Below are 16,229 nucleotides of genomic sequence, written 5' to 3' on the forward strand. Positions count from 1 at the left end.
GGTTTACGCGTATCCTGGCCGCATGCCCGCCGCGGTGATCTGGCTGATATTCGCGCTGGTGCTTGCCGGTGCGGAGGCACTAACCGGCGATATGTCCCTGCTGATGCTTTCCGGGGGCGCGCTGGCCGCCGCGGGCACCACGTGGTTGCTGGGCTTGCCGGTGTGGGCCGACGCGGCGGTGTTCGTGGCCGTGTCGATCCTGTTGCTCGTCGGGGTGCGGCCTGCGCTGCGGCGGCGGCTCGCGCCCGCCGCGGGGCTGCCGACCGGCATCGCCGCGCTGGAGGGCAAGAGCGCGCTGGTGCTCGACCGCGTCGCGCGCGACGAGGGCCAGGTGAAGCTGGACGGCCAGGTGTGGACGGCGCGGCCGCTCGACGAGAACGACGTGTACGAACCCGGCGACCGGGTGACCGTCATGCAGATCAACGGCGCTACGGCCGTGGTGTTCAAGCACATGTAATCCCTCTGGAAAAAAATGGAGGACTCGATGATTGCTCTATTGGTGGTGGCGCTCGTGCTGGTGGTCTTCGGGATCATCATCGTGGCCAAGTCCGTCGCGCTGATCCCGCAGGCCGAGGCCGCGGTGATCGAACGGCTGGGCCGCTACAGCCGCACGGTCAGCGGGCAGCTGACGTTGCTGGTGCCGTTCATCGACCGGGTGCGCGCCCGGGTGGACCTGCGCGAGCGGGTGGTGTCGTTCCCGCCGCAGCCGGTGATCACCGAGGACAACCTGACGCTGAACATCGACACGGTGGTGTACTTCCAGGTCACCGTCCCGCAGGCGGCCGTCTACGAGATCAGCAACTACATCGTCGGTGTCGAGCAGCTCACCACGACCACGCTGCGCAACGTGGTCGGCGGCATGACGCTGGAGCAGACGCTGACCTCCCGCGACCAGATCAACGGCCAGCTGCGCGGCGTGCTCGACGAAGCCACCAACCGCTGGGGCCTGCGGGTCGCGCGGGTCGAGTTGCGCAGCATCGACCCGCCCCCGTCGATCCAGGCGTCGATGGAAAAGCAGATGAAGGCCGACCGCGAGAAGCGGGCGATGATCCTGACCGCCGAGGGCATGCGCGAGGCGGCGATCAAGGAGGCCGAGGGCAACAAGCAGGCGCAGATCCTGGCCGCCGAGGGCGCCAAGCAGGCCGCGATCCTGGCCGCCGAGGCCGACCGGCAGTCGAGGATGCTGCGCGCCCAGGGCGAGCGGGCGGCCGCATACCTGCAGGCGCAGGGGCAGGCCAAGGCCATCGAGAAGACGTTCGCCGCGATCAAGGCCGGCCGGCCCACCCCGGAGATGCTGGCCTACCAGTACCTGCAGACGCTGCCGGAGATGGCGCGCGGCGACGCCAACAAGGTGTGGGTGGTGCCCAGCGATTTCAGCACGGCGCTGCAGGGATTCACCAAACTGCTGGGCGCCCCGGGCGAGGACGGCGTGTTCCGGTTCCAGCCCTCCCCGGTCGAGGACGCGCCCAAGCACGCCACCGACGACGACGCCGAAGTCGCCGACTGGTTCTCCACCGAGACCGACCCCGCGATCGCGCAGGCCGTGGCCAAGGCCGAGGCGATCGCGCGGCAGCCCGTCGACGGGCAGCCCGGCGCGCCGCCCGAGCTGACCCAATAGGCTCTGGGGTATGAGTGTGCTGACTTCACCGAAAACCTATGTGGCGCTTGCGGCTTTCCACGCCGGCGACGCCGTCGCATGCGGGGTCCAGGTGGCCCCGATCAAGAAGATCCTGGACGACCTGGGGGTGCCGGAGGAGATCCGGCCGGCGCTGCCGGTGGTCAAGGCCGCGGCGGCGCTCGGCCTGTTGTCGGTCAGCCGTTTCCCCGCCCTGGCAAGGCTGACGACGGCGATGCTGACGCTGTACTTCGTCCTGGCGGTGGGCGCCCACATCCGGGCGCGCGACAAGGTCGTCAACACCCTTCCGGCCGCGACGTTTCTGGTGACATTCGCCGCGATGACGCTGAAGGGGCCGGACCGGGGTTAGGCCGCGCGGCGTCGGGCACCGGCTAATCCAAACGCAACTCGACCAGCGGCAGCGGGGCGTCGGTGTCGGTGATCGCGGCGCCGAGCGTCTCCTCGAGCACCGGGCGGAACCGCTCCCAGGTTCGGGGATGCCGGTCGCGGTAGGCGGCCAGCGTGCGGTCGACCTCCTGCTGGTCCAGGACGCGCGCGGTGGCGCGCCGGGGTGCCCGGCTGCCGGCGTACACCCGGACGCGCGGGTTGGCCTGAATGTTGCGGAACCACTGGGCTTTTCGTCCGAAGCCTGACGCGATGACGTAGACGCCGGGGGAGGGGTGATCGACGACCTCCAGCACGGCGTAGCGCGGCGCGCCCGACTTGCGGCCGATGTGTTCGAGCATCAGGATGCGCGAGCCGAACAGCGCGCCCGCGCGGGCCTTGTAGATCCAGACGGGGGCGCGCACGAACCGGCGGGAGCGCAGCAGCCACGCGCCGGCCGCCGCCAACGACGGGGGGTGCGGCTTCGACATGCCTGCCATCCTTCCAGGGGCGGTCGAATAGTCGCAGGGTGTTTCGGGTAAGCCTGGTACCCAATGAGTCGAAATGCGCCCCACCGTGGGTCGGCGCCCGACGAGATCACGGTGGTCGACGCCCGCGCCACGCATCGGTCGATCCAGGGCACCGCGATCGGCAACTTCATGGAGGCCTACGACTTCACGCTGTTCAGCCTCGTCGCGACCATCCTCGCGCAGAAGTTCTATCCCGGGGAGAACTCCGAGGCCGGCAGCCTCATCGCCACCTTCGGGACGATGACGGCGGGGTTCGTGGTGCGGCCGCTCGGCGGGTTCATCTTCGGCCCGCTCGGTGACCGCATCGGGCGCAAGCCGGTGTTGGTGATGACGATCTCGCTGATGGCGGTCTGCGCGTCGGTGACCGGTGTGCTGCCCGTCTACCACACCATCGGGGTGTGGGCACCGATCCTGCTCACCGTCGTTCGGATCTGCCAGGGCCTGTCGTCCGGTGGCGAGTACGCGGGCGCCATGACCTACATCGCCGAGCACGCGCCCGACGAGAAGCGGGGAATGCTCGCCGGCTTCCTGCCCGTGGGCACGCTGGCCGGTTTCGTGGTGGGTGCCGCGCTGGTGACGACGCTGCAGACCGTCCTGCCGACCGGCGACATGCTGGCCTGGGGCTGGCGGGTGCCGTTCCTGCTGGCCGCCCCGCTCGGTTTGATCGCGGTCTACCTGCGCTCGCGGATCGAGGAGTCGCCCGACTACGAGGAGATGCACGCCCGGCAGCCGCCGACCTCGGGTCGCAAGCAGTTCGTCCAGACCGTCGTGCGCCAGTGGAAGGCGCTGCTGATCTGCATGGGGGTGGAACTCGCGGTCACCGACACCAGCTACATGGTCAGCGGGTACGTGCCGACCTACCTGAAAAAGACCGCGAGCGTGGGGGACACGGCGGCCCTGGTGATGGTCCTCATCGTGCTGGCCGTGCTGACCGTTGGCGTGCTGCTGGTCGCCATGCTCTCCGACCGGGTCGGCGTCAAACCGCTGATGTGGCTGGGCTGCGGCCTGCTGGTCGCCGTTTCCATACCCGCGTTTTCGCTGATGCGATTCGGTCAGGCTTATCCGACGAAGTTCGCCGGCGTCCTGCTCGTCGGCCTGCCGATGCTATTCCTGAGCAGCCTCGAGCCGGTGATCCTGCCCGCGCTGTTTCCCACCAACGTGCGCTACGGCGCGGTATCGATCGGGTTCAACATCGCGGTGTCGGCCTTCGGCGGCACCACCCCGTTGATCGCCGAGACGCTGGTCGCCGGCACCGGTAACGCGATGTGGCCGGCATACATGCTGATGTTCGCGGGGATGGTCGGCGCGGTCACCCTGATCTTCGCCCCGGAAGTGGCCGGCCGACCGCTGCTGGGCTCCGGGCCGTCGGTGGAAAGGCCCGTGACCGACGTCGGCGGATAGCGCGAGGCCCGTCGTTGATGTGCTTGACGCGGTATGCCTGACGAGCTTGACGAGCTTATCCAATAGGGAGGACCGCCTTCTTCGCCACGAAGAGGCACGCCGGCATCCGGTATCAGACCCGATTCACCACCGGCCCGACAACCAACGGCGTCGCGCTGTTCGGCGATGCGGGCCAACCCAATTGGCCCACCGACCCGCATGCGCTCGGCGGCGTCCAAGCCTGCGCGCAGGCCGGGATCACGGTGGTCCACCCCCCCACTCGGCGGCAGGTACGGATCGTGCAACCGGCCGATCAATCGTCGAGCGTGGGGAGCAACACTGCGCAGGAAATGCCTGGCGCGCGCAGGATCCGTCGGTCCAAAGTCACCAGCGGGGCTGACAACATCTCCGCGAGCGCGACGTAGGCCGCGTCGCAACTCGACAGAGTTGGTCGTAGCTGCCAGGCGCGCTCCGCAAGCACGTCGTATGGCCACAGGTCCACCGCCAAATCGACGAGATCGGCGTGGGCCTGAGCGGCCTGGTCGGCGCCGATCGCTCCGCTGAGTTCCGCGCGCCTGATCACGTTGGCGCATTCGTACGGCAACAACGCTGGCGCGTAGAGGTCCGCGTCCACCAACTGCGTGGTTGCCCAGCGCCCATCGCTGCCGGAATCCAGCAAGACGGCGACCACTGCCGACGCGTCGCAGACGACCCGTTCACTCACCGGCGATCGGCGTCCTTCGCGGCGACGATGGCAGAAGCATCGAGCCGGACCTTCGTCGCGTTCACCCGGCCGCGGGCACGGGCGACGACGTCCCGCGCCGCCGGCTTGTCGGCCGTCGCGACCAGCAGGCCGCGCAGGTATTCCTGCAGGGACTGTCCGGACCGCGCGGCGCGCGCGGCCAGCTCGTCGCGGACCTCGTCCGGGATTCCCCGAATCGTGACAGCCACCATGCATGCAGAATAGCAGCAATAGCATCATACTGCTGGTAACCCGGCGGGGGAGTGGAATCGATGATCAGCCGACGAATTCGATGTCTGCTCCATGTCCATGCGAACTCGCCAGTCGCCGGTCGCAAGTGACCAGTGGCGCGGCGAGGCCCTCGGCGAGTGCCACGTACGCGCCGTCGGCGACGGTGTGAGCGCTGCGCAGTTCGTAAGCCCGCTCGACGAAAGGCTTTGTCGGCCAACGCCGCACCGGCAGGTTTTGGAAATCCGCGACGGCGACGAGCCCTTCGTGATCGCCGAGCAGCCCGCGCACAACAGCCCGGCGTATCGCACCGATCACTTCGATGTCGAACTGAGCAGGGGCGTGCAAAGCCTCGGCACGCAATCGCCGGGCCACTGCCGCCCCCGATGGCGTCGCAAAGATCAGTTCGACGGCCGCCGAGGCGTCCAGAACGATCACTCGGATCGCGCCTCGCCGACCAATTCGGCCGCGGTCACGCCCAGTTCGCGGCGCGGTAAGGCCGCGAGCCGATCGAGGACCTCGTCGAGGGGCGGTTCTTCGGCGATCTCGCGCAGTCGGACCAGCAGGAAGTCGCTGAGGCTCATGCGCTGCGCCGCCGCACGGGCTTTTAGCTCGTGGACGAGTTCATCGGGCACGTTCCGAATCTGGACCATCATCGGCATGCTCTGACGATATCTTACATGTTCTTAGCATGCATCCCGGGAGACGGTCCATCTGGCTCTGAACCCACGGCTTTGACAGTGAACACAGGGCGGCGATCCGGCGATTTCTGCGACCTGGACTCACGATCGACGCCAGGGATTCACACTCGCCTGCGCGATCAGGTCAGACCGCGGGGTGCGCCTCGCGGTGGTCTCGCCGGTAGTGGCGGATCTCGACGACCAGCCCGGTCACACCCACCGCCGCCGTGCACAGCGACACCAAAACCAGCAGCGGGCTGAGGCGACCGGCCAGCGCGTCGCCGAGGATCACCACGGCCGCGGTGCCGGGCAGCAAGCCGGCCAGCGTGGCCGCCGTGTACGGCAGCGCCCGCACGGTCGACGCGCCGGCGGCGTAGTTGATCGCCGAGAACGGCACGGCCGGGATCAACCGCAGCGACAGGATGGCCAGCCAACCGCGTTGGCGCAGGCGCCGATCCACGGTGTCGATCGAGCGGTGCCGGACCAGCCGGCTGAGCTGCCATCCGGCCGCGCGCACCAGCAGCAGCGCGAGCACCGCGCTGGCGGTGCTGGCGGCCAGCGCGATGACGACCCCCAGCGCCGGGCCGAACAGCAGCCCGGCGGCCAGGGTGAACGCCGTGCGGGGCACCGGCACCACCGTGGCCACCACGTGCGCGCCCAGGAACGCCAGCGGGAACCAGGGCCCCACCGATTCCGCCCAGTCCCGCATCTGCACCGGGGTCGGCAGCGGAAGCCAGGCCGCCACCAGGATCAGGGCTGTGATACCGGCCACTGTCGCGAACCCCCGCGGCCGGGACAGCTGGCGCGCCGCCGCGCCCAGGGCGCGGCCGAGGTCGCGCAGCGTCTCGGCGATTTTGCAGGTGGCGGAAGCCGTCACGCCAGTCAAGGTTACGGGGCGCAGGTGAATAACTCGTTTCCCGCGCCTGGCGTTTCCCTGCTGTCCTGAAGGCCACGGCGCATCTCACGGTTTTTTGCGCGGAGGCCCGATCAACTAGCCTCGTTAGTACGTGGCAGACCCCCAATTGCTGGGAAAAAGGGAGCAATCGGTGTCCATTGATGTACCCGAGCTCGCCGACCTAGAACAGGTTCGCGGGCGTTGGCGCACTGCGGTCGCCGGTGTGCTGTCCAAGAGCACCCGCAAGGAACCCGAGCAGCTGGGCGACGAGCCGGAGCGGTTGCTGGAGAACCCGACTTACGACGGGATCGCCGTGCGGGCGCTCTACACCGCGCTCGACGAGCTGCCCGAGCCGGCGCTGCCCGGTGAGTGGCCCTACGTGCGCGGCGGCGACGCGCGCCGCGACGTCAATGCGGGCTGGAAGGTGGCCGAGGCTTTCGCGGCCCTCAGCGCGGGCGATCACGACAACGCCGCGCTGCTGGGTGCCCTCGCCGACGGCGTCAGCGCGCTGGTGATCCGGGCGGGGGAGCCCGGGCAGCTCCGCCAACTGCTCTCCGGGGTGTACCTCGACCTGGTGCCGGTGATCCTCGACGCGGGCGCCGGGTGCCCCGCGGCGTGCGATGCGCTGCTGGGCCTGGTCGACGAGCTGGAGCCGGGCAAACGCGACGCCCTGTCGATCGACCTGGGGGCCGACCCGCTGACCGCGCCGCTGAGCGGTCGGGAATCCGCGCCGGCGGAGCAGGTGGTCGCCATGGCGACGCGGGTGGCCGCCGGTCGCGGGGTGCGGGCGATCACCGTCGACGGGCCCGCCTTCCACAATCTGGGCGCCAACGCGTCCTGGGAGCTGGCCGGCAGCGTCGCGGCCGCGGTGTCCTACCTGCGGCTGCTCACCGACGCCGGGATCACGGTCGGGCAGGCGTTGCGGCAGATCAGCTTCCGGCTGGCCGCCGACGACGACCAGTTCGTGACGATCGCCAAGATGCGCGCCGCGCGCCAGCTCTGGGCGCGCGTCGCCGAGGTCGTCGGCGACGCCGAGGGCGGCGCGGCCGTCGTGCACGCGGAGACCTCGCTGCCGATGATGACCCAGCGCGACCCCTGGGTGAACATGCTGCGGGTCACGATCGCCGCCTTCGGCGCGGGGGTCGGCGGCGCCGACACCGTGCTGGTGGCCCCGTTCGACGCGGCCATCCCGGGCGGCTTTCCCGGTGTGGCGAACGGCTTTTCGCGGCGCATCGCGCGCAACACCCAGCTGCTGCTGCTGGAGGAGTCGCACGTCGGGCAGGTGTTGGATCCCGCCGGCGGGTCGTGGTTCGTCGAGGACCTCACCGGGCAGCTGGCCGAGCGGGCGTGGCAGCAGTTCCAGGAGATCGAGGCGCGCGGCGGTTTCGCCGACGCCCGCGACTACGTCGCCGAACGGATCGCCGAGGTGGCCGCGCAACGCGCCGACGACGTCGCCCACCGGCGCACCGCGATAACCGGCGTCAACGAATACCCAAACCTGGAGGAACCACCTCTGCCGCAAGGGGATTCGTCGTCGTCGGTGCGGCGTTACGCGGCGGAATTCGAGGCGCTTCGCGACCGTTCAGACGCCCACCTGGAGCGCACCGGGTCGCGCCCCAAGGCGCTGCTGCTGCCGTTGGGTCCGCTGGCCGAGCACAACATCCGGACGACGTTCGCGGCGAACCTGTTGGCATCGGGCGGGATCGAAGCCGTCAACCCGGGACCCCTCGATGCCGCCGGGGTCGCCGCGGCGGTCGCCGACGCGCAGGCGTCCGTGGTCGTCATCTGCGGCACCGACAAGCGCTACCGCGACGAGGCCGCGGCCGTGGTCGAGGCGGCCCGAAACGCCGGCGTGGACAGGGTCTACCTGGCCGGACCGGAGCAGGACGCCGAGCACCGGCCGGATGAGTATCTGACCGCGAAAGTCAATGCGGTGCAAGCTTTGTCGAACCTGCTCACCCGATTGGGGGCCTAGCCGCTATGACGATGACGACCCCCGCGATCGGCAGTTTCTCCGACGTCCCGCTGCACGGCGACCGCGACGCGGCGCCACCCACCGAGGCGGCCGTGCAGAAGCACGTCGCCGCGGCGGCCTCCGCGCACGGCTACGCGCCCGAGCAATTGCAGTGGCACACACCCGAAGGCATCGACGTCAATCCCGTGTACATCGGCGCCGACCGCGCCGCGGCGGCCGCCGACGGCTACCCGCTGAACAGTTTCCCCGGCGAGCCACCCTTCGTGCGCGGCCCCTACCCGACGATGTATGTCAACCAGCCGTGGACGATCCGCCAATACGCCGGGTTCTCGACCGCCGCCGACTCCAACGCGTTCTACCGCCGCAACCTCGCCGCCGGGCAGAAGGGCCTGTCGGTGGCCTTCGACCTGGCCACCCACCGCGGCTACGACTCCGACCACCCCCGCGTGCAGGGTGATGTCGGAATGGCCGGTGTGGCAATCGATTCCATCCTCGACATGCGCCAGCTGTTCGACGGGATCGACCTGTCTGCGGTGTCGGTGTCGATGACGATGAACGGGGCCGTGCTGCCCATCCTGGCGCTGTACGTGGTGGCCGCCGAGGAGCAGGGGGTGCCGCCGGAGAAACTGGCCGGCACCATCCAGAACGACATCCTCAAAGAGTTCATGGTGCGCAACACCTACATCTACCCGCCCAAGCCGTCGATGCGCATCATCTCCGACATCTTCGCCTACACCAGCGCCAAGATGCCGAAGTTCAACTCCATCTCGATCTCGGGCTACCACATCCAAGAGGCCGGCGCCACAGCGGATTTGGAGCTGGCCTACACGCTGGCCGACGGCGTCGACTACATCAAGGCGGGCCTGGACGCCGGGCTGGACATCGACAAGTTCGCGCCCCGGCTGTCGTTCTTCTGGGGCATCGGGATGAACTTCTTCATGGAGGTCGCCAAGCTGCGCGCCGGGCGGCTGCTGTGGAGCGAACTGGTGGCGCAATTCGGCGCCAAGAACGCCAAATCACTTTCGCTGCGCACGCATTCGCAGACCTCCGGCTGGTCGCTGACCGCGCAGGACGCGTTCAACAACGTCGCGCGCACCTGCATCGAGGCGATGGCCGCCACCCAGGGCCACACGCAGTCGCTGCACACCAACGCCCTGGACGAGGCGCTGGCGCTGCCCACCGACTTCTCCGCCCGCATCGCGCGCAACACCCAGCTGGTGTTGGCGCAGGAGTCGGGCACCACACGGCCCATCGACCCGTGGGGCGGCTCGTATTACGTGGAGTGGCTGACCCATCGGCTCGCGCAGCAGGCCCGCGCCCACATGGCCGAGATCGCCGAGCACGGCGGCATGGCGCAGGCCATCGACGACGGCATCCCCAAGATGCGCATCGAGGAGGCCGCCGCGCGCACCCAGGCCCGCATCGACTCGGGCCAGCAGCCCGTGATCGGGGTCAACAAGTACCAGGTCGACGAGGACCAGGAGATCGAGGTCCTCAAGGTCGAAAACGACCGGGTGCGCGCCGAGCAGCTGGCCAAACTCGACGACCTGCGCGCCAACCGCGACCAAAAGGCCGTCGAGGCCGCCCTGGCCGAGCTCTCGCGCGCGGCGGCGGCGCCCACGCCGCGTCCTGGCACGGAAGACACAGACGGGCTGGGCAACAACCTGCTGGCCCTGGCGATCGACGCGGCCCGGGCCAAGGCCACCGTGGGCGAGATTTCCGACGCGCTGGAAAAGGTCTATGGCCGCCACCAGGCGGAGATCCGTACTATCGCCGGGGTCTACCGTCACGAAGCCGGAAAGGCCGCCAATATCGTCACCGCCACCGAGCTGGTCAAGAAGTTCGCCGAGGCCGACGGCCGCCGGCCCAGGATCTTGGTGGCCAAGATGGGCCAGGACGGCCACGACCGCGGCCAGAAGGTGATCGCGACGGCGTTCGCCGACATCGGGTTCGACGTCGACGTCGGGTCGCTGTTCTCCACGCCGGAGGAGGTGGCCCGCCAGGCCGCCGACAACGACGTGCACGTCATCGGGGTGTCGTCGCTGGCCGCCGGCCATCTGACGCTGGTGCCGGCGCTGCGCGACGCCCTGGCCGAGGTGGGGCGGCCCGACATCATGATCGTGGTGGGCGGCGTGATCCCGCCCGGCGACTTCGACGAGCTGTACGCCGCCGGGGCCACCGCGATCTTCCCACCCGGCACGGTGATCGCCGACGCCGCGATCGGTTTGCTGCACAAGCTCGCCGAGCGGCTGGGCTACGACCTGGGATAAGCCTCGCCCGCTCGGCGCCGGTCTTTGCTCCCGTGATTTATCGGAGCAATTTGTCGCATTTCAATAATTCCGCTCGTTCGTTCAATTTAGAGTACCGGCGTGACCCATACGCCAGTCACCGGCAATCGCGCACGTATCTACGCGTTTGCATCGATCTGGCTGGCGATTTGGGCGATCACTCACATCGTCATTGTGGCCACCGTTTTTCCGAATGCTATTTTCTGGCTGACCTACTACCTCGCGAACTATCGATTTGGATTCATCCGGCGCGGGCTCGGTGGCGAATTGATCCGCATGTTCCCCGCTGCGCACTACTTCACCGCCGCTTATACCCTGATGTGGACGTCGGTCGCAGTTTGGCTGGCCGCCCTGGCCGTGCTGATGCGGTTTGTGCTATTCGCCGGTACGCGATCGGAGCGCAAGGTATTGCTCGCGCTGGCCGTGCCGGTGCTGCCGTTCGCGTTCTTCTATGCCGTCTACTCGCCGCGTCCCGAGCTCTTTGGCATGACGGCATTGCTGGCGTTCGGAATCGCGTTGGCGAAGGCTCAAACACCGCGCGCCAGAATGGCTTTCAGCGCGCTGTACGGGGCCACGATGGCCCTGTTGGCACTGATGCACGAGGCGATCCCGCTGGAATTGGCGCTGGGCGCAATTCTGGTGGTCCTTGTCCTGTCCAAGGACGCGGTGCCCGCAGCGCAACGGATCTGCACCGTTTTGGCCGTCGGGCCGGGAATCGGCTCGGTGCTGATGGTCGCGGCGCTGGCGCAACGCAATATCGGCCAGCAGATTTGCGCGCAGATTCCGCACGGCATGATCGAAGATCCCTGGGCCGTTTCGACGTCGCCGCAAGGGGCCGTCGACTACGTGCTCGGTCATCTCGAAAGCCGCTCGGACTACCACGACTGGGCGTGCCGCAACGCGGTGCCGATTCTGGACGCCGACCCGCTGGCGGCCATCCGGATGGTGTCCCATTTCGGCTTCGGCCACCTTTTCGGCGCGTTCGTGCTGGGGTTACTGTTTTTTGCCGGCACGATATGGGCCATCCGCTACTTTTCCGGTGTTCCCGTCAGGGTGTTCGTCGGCGAACTGCGAGGCCACGTTGCGTTGCCCATCCTGGCAACCGGATTGCTGATTCCGCTCTTTTTGACCGGCGTCGACTGGACTCGCTGGTGGGTGCTGATGACCTTCGATGTGGCCATCGTCTACCTGCTGTATGCGATCGGCAGACCGGAGATCGAGCAGGCGCCATCGCGACGGAACGTGCTGGTGTTCATGGCGGTCGTCATGGCGCTGGCGGTGATACCGACCGGAGCCGCCAGCAACATCGGCGGCTAGACTCGAAACCCGGCTTCCGGCAAGCACTTTCGCCAACATGCGCGTGTCAGCGCACATCGCTGCACGGTCGGCGGAGGGTTCCGTGCACCAAGCCTGGACCGATGCCGGCGCGGTTGCCCCACGTCCGGCGACTTGAACGATTCTGGTACGTGAGTGTGCCTTGTCCACTTAACATACGTGGGTGACCACGCGCGAGGCCGACGTCAGGCCTATCGGAGGGGTGCAGCGCGAGCGCAAGCCAGAGCCCAAATTCCGCGACGACATCGAGGGCCTGCGCGGCTTCACGCTGCTGGCCATCCTGGGCTTTCACATCGCCATGCCCGGGCTCGGCGGCGGTTTCGTGGGCCCGGACATCTTCTTCGAAATCTCGGGCTTCGTCATCACCGGGCAGCTCTGGCGCCAGGTGAGCACCACCGGCACCGTCGGGCTGCGCAAGTTCTACGGGGCGCGGGCCCGCCGGCTGCTGCCGGTATCGGCCACGGTCGGCGTCGTCACCGCGATCGCCGCGGCCGTCCTGCTCACCGGGGTGCCGGCCCAAAACGCCTTGAAGGACGCCATCGCCTGCGCGCTGTACGTCCCCAACTTCTGGTTCATCGTCCAACAGGTCGACTATTTCGCCGGCGGGGTGCCCTCGCCGTTCCAGCACTACTGGACCCTGGGCGTGGAGGAACAGTTCTATCTGTTGTGGCCGCCCATCATCGTCGGCGCCGCGTGGCTGATCGGGCGGTGGCGTCGGCGCACAAGGACTGCCGCGCCGCCGTCGAAAGCCCCGTATGTGGTGCTTGTCGCGCTGATCGCGGCCGTGTCGCTGGCGCTGTCGCTGCTGGTCACCTACGTGATGCCGCTCGCCGCGTATTTTTCGCTGCCCACCCGGGCCTGGCAGTTGGCCGCCGGCGCGCTGGTGGCCCTGACGGCCGAACAATGGCGCCGGCTCCCCGCGCCGGCCGCGGTGCTCACTGGCTGGGTCGGCCTGGCCATGGTCCTGGTGGCCTGCGTCTACTACACCCCGGACATTCCCTACCCCGGTGTCGCCGCCGTGTTGCCCGTGCTGGGCACCGCGCTGCTGCTCGGCGCCGGCTGTTCGACACCGACGCAAGGCGCAGGACGCCTGCTGGCCTGGTCACCGATGCGGGCCATCGGACGGTTGTCGTATTCCTGGTACCTGTGGCACTGGCCGGTGCTGGTGTTCGCGCCGATTGTGGTGGGCCACCCGCTGGGCCTGGTCGGCAAGTTCATCGCGGCCGTCGTCGTCTCCGGCGGACTGGGGTGGCTCACGCTGCGCTACATCGAGAACCCGCTGCGCTACGCGGATCCGCTGCGCAAGTCCCCGATGAAAAGCCTGGCCGTCGGCGGCATCGCCACGTCGGCGGCGGCCTGTGTGGGCGTCGTGCTGCTGATGTGGGTGTCTTCGATGCCGGCGCCCGTCCCGGTTGGGCACGGCGCGGCGATCCCGGGGCTGACGATCACCGCTCCGCCCGTCCCGGCGGGGGACGACGCCGCGACCTACGAGGCGGCGGTACAGAACGTGTTCGCGCAGGTCCAGGCGGGGGTCGCGGCATCCGCCGAGCTGAAGTACGTGCCGTCGAACCTGAGCCCGTCGCTCGCCGACGCGGCGGGTGAAATCCCCAAGATGCAGTTCGACGGCTGCCTGCGCCTGCCGTTCCAGAGCGGGCAGCCCGAGTGCGCGACGGGCGATACCGCCGCGACGACGACGGTGGCCATGGTCGGCGACTCGCATGCCTCGATGTGGATTCCGGCGTTCCGGGAGATCGGCGCGCAGCGGTCCTGGCGAATGGAAACCATGGCCAAGGCCGCCTGCCCCATGATGGACCTGCCCGTCACCAACCGCCTCTTCAGCGGCCTGGTCGAGCGCTTCGAACACTGCGAGCAATGGCGCGGACAGGTGATGTCCCGGCTGCGCGCCGAGCATCCCCGCCTGGTCATGGTCAGCGTTTTCCGGGGGTACACCGCCAGCCACAGCAACGGTTTCCTGTCGGGTTTTTCGTCCTACGACCCGGCCTGGATCGACGGCCTGACCCGCCTGGTGCGCGAGCTGCGCGCCACCGGCGCCAAGGTGCTGGTGCTGGGGCCGCTGCCGCATCTGAACGCGTCGGTACCGGGCTGCGTGTCCGAGCACCTCGACGACGCCACCGCCTGCTCGCCACCCATGTCGACCGCGTTCGACCGGGCCGGCATGGCCGACGAGATCGCCGCCGTCAAAGCCGGCGGCGGGCAATACGCCGACCTCACCGACCTGTTCTGCACCAAGAGCCGCTGCCCGGTCATCATCGGGAACACCCTGGTTTATGTCGACGCGGGTCACCTGACCCTCGAGTACTCGCGGCTGCTGGCGCCGGCGATCATGTCGCTGGCGGACCGGGCGCTGCATAACTGACGCTTATCGGCTCACGAATTGCCCTGTGCGAAGATCTCGGCGATGAGTAGACCCGCGCCGAGCGCTGGTTTCGCGAGCTGACCGACAATGTGACGATGAGCTCCCAGAAAAGCGACACAGTCGACGAACTGGCGGCTGCCGTGCGCGGCGGCGACCGCGCGGCGCTGCCGCGGGCCATCACGCTGCTGGAGTCCACCCGCGCCGACCACCAGAAAAAGGCCCAGCAGCTGTTGCTGGTGTTGACGCCGGACTCGGGCAACGCCCATCGCGTCGGCATCACCGGGACCCCCGGGGTGGGGAAGTCGACCAGCATTGAGGCGCTGGGCATGCACCTGATCGAGACGGGCCACCGGGTGGCGGTGCTGGCCGTCGACCCGTCGTCGACCCGCAGCGGCGGCTCGATCCTGGGCGACAAGACCCGGATGGCGCGCCTGGCAACCCATCCGGACGCCTACATCCGTCCGTCGCCGACATCGGGCACGCTGGGCGGGGTCGCCAAGGCCACGCGCGAGGCCATCGTGCTGTTGGAGGCCGCCGGGTTCGACGTGGTGCTCGTCGAGACCGTCGGCGTCGGCCAGTCCGAGGTGGCCGTGACCAACATGGTCGACACCTTCGTGCTGTTGACTCTGGCCCGCAGCGGCGACCAGCTGCAGGGCATCAAGAAGGGCGCGCTGGAGCTGGCCGACATCGTCGTGGTCAACAAGGCCGACGGGGACCACCTCCCCGAGGCACGCAAGGCCGCGCGCGAGCTGTCCGCCGCGATCAGGTTGATCCATCCGGGCGAAACCCTGTGGCGGCCACCGGTTCTCACCATGAGCGCGACGGAGGGAACCGGGCTGGCGGAGCTATGGGAGACGATCGAGCGCCATCACCGGGTGCTCGGCGAGGCCGGCGAACTCGACGAGCGCCGGCGCGCCCAGCAGGTCGACTGGACCTGGCAGATGGTCCGCGACATCGTGCTGGACCGGGTGCTGTCCAACCCTGAGGTGCGCAAGATCCGCGCCGACGTAGAGCGCCGGGTCAAGGCGGGGGAGCTGACCCCCGCGCTGGCGGCCCAGCAGATACTCGAGGCCGCCTCCGGGTAGGGCCTCATTCAGTCGGCCGGTTGTGTCCTTCATCGGGGATGATCGTGTGAATCAGATCGACGATCTGCTGTTGCCCGGCGGCTGCGGCGTCAAATCTTCCGCGCATCTCGGTGAACCCCCGACCGACATCTTCCTGGAGAAGACCGAACTCCGATCGAAGATCAACGAAGTCCGATCGAAGATCAACGAAGTCCTCGCGCAGCGCATTGAAGCCTGCGGCTGTCGCGCGTCGGAGGTCGCGGAGCTCGCTGCGAAATTCGCTGACGTCGCGGTCGGCGGCCCCGGCGAGGACGCGAGCGGCCGCGGCGTCTTGCTCGCTTCCCCGGACGCGCTCGGTCAGGTTATGCACCTGGTGCTCAAGGTCGGTGACGCGTGATTCGAGATCCCCGGGCTCCATGACCAAGAGCATATCGGCGCCCGCCCGCAACCGGCATCCCTCGATTGGCAGGGCTGTGGATTACGGCTTCGCTGTCGCCGCTCACTCGTCGCCGCCGGCCATCTCCCGCAGCTCATCGGTGGATTTGGGCAATCCGGGGTTCCCCGCCTTATCCCGGGCAACCGCCTCCATGAGGCGCCGGGCATTTTCGGGTGAACGCAGCAAGTAGATGGTCTCGTGCCACGAATCGTAGTCGTCCGCGGACATGAGAACGGCCTCTCCCGCCTCGGGGGTGACGTGGTGTATGGCCTCATTATCCCCGATGCGAATCGTGCGCAA

The 16,229-nt window shown here is 68.6% G+C and carries 17 protein-coding genes; 9 read left to right on the forward strand and 8 right to left on the reverse strand.

Annotated features, from left to right (window positions below; all coding sequences use genetic code 11):
- The first annotated feature begins 22 nt into the window (after nucleotides 1–22).
- Genes AC5Y43_RS02875 through AC5Y43_RS02885 form a run of 3 tightly spaced genes read left to right on the forward strand, consistent with a single transcriptional unit; the run spans nucleotide 23 to nucleotide 1,985 of the window.
- Nucleotides 23–457, forward strand: coding sequence for an NfeD family protein (locus AC5Y43_RS02875; protein WP_499969106.1), 435 nt, complete (start codon nucleotides 23–25; stop codon nucleotides 455–457).
- A 27-nt stretch (nucleotides 458–484) separates the two neighbouring features.
- Nucleotides 485–1,618 carry an SPFH domain-containing protein gene (locus AC5Y43_RS02880; RefSeq protein WP_499969108.1) on the forward strand — a complete coding sequence of 378 codons (1,134 nt, stop codon included), beginning with the start codon at nucleotides 485–487 and terminating at the stop codon, nucleotides 1,616–1,618.
- Between the two features lie 10 nt (nucleotides 1,619–1,628).
- Nucleotides 1,629–1,985 carry a DoxX family protein gene (locus AC5Y43_RS02885; protein WP_499969110.1) on the forward strand — a complete coding sequence of 119 codons (357 nt, stop codon included), beginning with the start codon at nucleotides 1,629–1,631 and terminating at the stop codon, nucleotides 1,983–1,985.
- 22 nt (nucleotides 1,986–2,007) lie between these two features.
- Here the strand turns inward: AC5Y43_RS02885 and AC5Y43_RS02890 are convergent, their stop codons facing one another.
- Nucleotides 2,008–2,490 carry a nitroreductase family deazaflavin-dependent oxidoreductase gene (locus AC5Y43_RS02890; RefSeq protein ID WP_499969112.1) on the reverse strand — a complete coding sequence of 161 codons (483 nt, stop codon included), beginning with the start codon at nucleotides 2,488–2,490 and terminating at the stop codon, nucleotides 2,008–2,010.
- Between the two features lie 63 nt (nucleotides 2,491–2,553).
- On the opposite strand from AC5Y43_RS02890, the gene AC5Y43_RS02895 reads away from it, so the two are divergent.
- Entirely contained in the window at nucleotides 2,554–3,930 is a 1,377-nt protein-coding gene (locus AC5Y43_RS02895) for an MFS transporter (RefSeq protein WP_499969114.1), read from the forward strand.
- Nucleotides 3,931–4,222: 292 nt separating this feature from the next.
- Here AC5Y43_RS02895 and AC5Y43_RS02900 read toward each other — a convergent pair whose 3' ends face one another.
- The 5 genes from AC5Y43_RS02900 to AC5Y43_RS02920 all read right to left on the reverse strand — a co-directional run bounded on the left by AC5Y43_RS02900 (nucleotide 4,223) and on the right by AC5Y43_RS02920 (nucleotide 6,436).
- Nucleotides 4,223–4,633 carry a type II toxin-antitoxin system VapC family toxin gene (locus tag AC5Y43_RS02900; RefSeq protein ID WP_499969117.1) on the reverse strand — a complete coding sequence of 137 codons (411 nt, stop codon included), beginning with the start codon at nucleotides 4,631–4,633 and terminating at the stop codon, nucleotides 4,223–4,225.
- Nucleotides 4,630–4,863 carry a FitA-like ribbon-helix-helix domain-containing protein gene (locus AC5Y43_RS02905; RefSeq protein ID WP_499969119.1) on the reverse strand — a complete coding sequence of 78 codons (234 nt, stop codon included), beginning with the start codon at nucleotides 4,861–4,863 and terminating at the stop codon, nucleotides 4,630–4,632. The genes AC5Y43_RS02900 and AC5Y43_RS02905 overlap by 4 nt, the downstream gene beginning before the upstream one ends.
- Before the next feature lie 64 nt (nucleotides 4,864–4,927).
- Nucleotides 4,928–5,317, reverse strand: coding sequence for a type II toxin-antitoxin system VapC family toxin (locus tag AC5Y43_RS02910; RefSeq protein ID WP_499969121.1), 390 nt, complete (start codon nucleotides 5,315–5,317; stop codon nucleotides 4,928–4,930).
- Nucleotides 5,314–5,541 (reverse strand): FitA-like ribbon-helix-helix domain-containing protein, encoded by a 228-nt coding sequence (locus AC5Y43_RS02915; RefSeq protein WP_499969124.1) that lies wholly within the window; start codon nucleotides 5,539–5,541, stop codon nucleotides 5,314–5,316. Before AC5Y43_RS02915 ends, AC5Y43_RS02910 begins: the two co-directional genes overlap by 4 nt.
- 163 nt (nucleotides 5,542–5,704) lie before the next feature.
- A complete protein-coding gene (locus AC5Y43_RS02920; RefSeq protein WP_499969127.1) occupies nucleotides 5,705–6,436 on the reverse strand; it encodes a TVP38/TMEM64 family protein in 732 nt (243 codons plus the stop codon).
- Nucleotides 6,437–6,605: 169 nt separating this feature from the next.
- Between AC5Y43_RS02920 and mutA the strand changes: the two genes are divergently transcribed.
- From mutA to meaB, 5 genes are all read left to right on the forward strand, one after another.
- Nucleotides 6,606–8,429 carry a methylmalonyl-CoA mutase small subunit gene (gene mutA, locus AC5Y43_RS02925; protein WP_499969131.1) on the forward strand — a complete coding sequence of 608 codons (1,824 nt, stop codon included), beginning with the start codon at nucleotides 6,606–6,608 and terminating at the stop codon, nucleotides 8,427–8,429.
- Nucleotides 8,430–8,434: 5 nt separating this feature from the next.
- Nucleotides 8,435–10,699 (forward strand): methylmalonyl-CoA mutase, encoded by a 2,265-nt coding sequence (scpA, locus tag AC5Y43_RS02930; RefSeq protein WP_499969133.1) that lies wholly within the window; start codon nucleotides 8,435–8,437, stop codon nucleotides 10,697–10,699.
- A 99-nt stretch (nucleotides 10,700–10,798) separates the two neighbouring features.
- The gene (locus AC5Y43_RS02935; RefSeq protein ID WP_499969136.1) at nucleotides 10,799–12,034 is read left to right on the forward strand and encodes an Rv1490 family membrane protein; all 1,236 of its coding nucleotides are present in this window, start codon (nucleotides 10,799–10,801) and stop codon (nucleotides 12,032–12,034) included.
- A 181-nt stretch (nucleotides 12,035–12,215) separates the two neighbouring features.
- Complete coding sequence (locus AC5Y43_RS02940) at nucleotides 12,216–14,429, forward strand: acyltransferase family protein (protein WP_499969138.1); 2,214 nt, start codon at nucleotides 12,216–12,218, stop codon at nucleotides 14,427–14,429.
- A 95-nt stretch (nucleotides 14,430–14,524) separates the two neighbouring features.
- Nucleotides 14,525–15,514: a methylmalonyl Co-A mutase-associated GTPase MeaB gene (gene meaB, locus AC5Y43_RS02945; protein ID WP_499969140.1), complete on the forward strand. Its 990-nt coding sequence runs from the start codon at nucleotides 14,525–14,527 to the stop codon at nucleotides 15,512–15,514.
- Between the two features lie 4 nt (nucleotides 15,515–15,518).
- Here the strand turns inward: meaB and AC5Y43_RS02950 are convergent, their stop codons facing one another.
- Entirely contained in the window at nucleotides 15,519–15,911 is a 393-nt protein-coding gene (locus AC5Y43_RS02950) for a hypothetical protein (protein ID WP_499969142.1), read from the reverse strand.
- Between the two features lie 81 nt (nucleotides 15,912–15,992).
- The gene (locus AC5Y43_RS02955; protein ID WP_499969144.1) at nucleotides 15,993–16,229 is read right to left on the reverse strand and encodes a type II toxin-antitoxin system Phd/YefM family antitoxin; all 237 of its coding nucleotides are present in this window, start codon (nucleotides 16,227–16,229) and stop codon (nucleotides 15,993–15,995) included.

The sequence above is a fragment of the Mycobacterium sp. NGS57 genome (assembly GCF_059812405.1).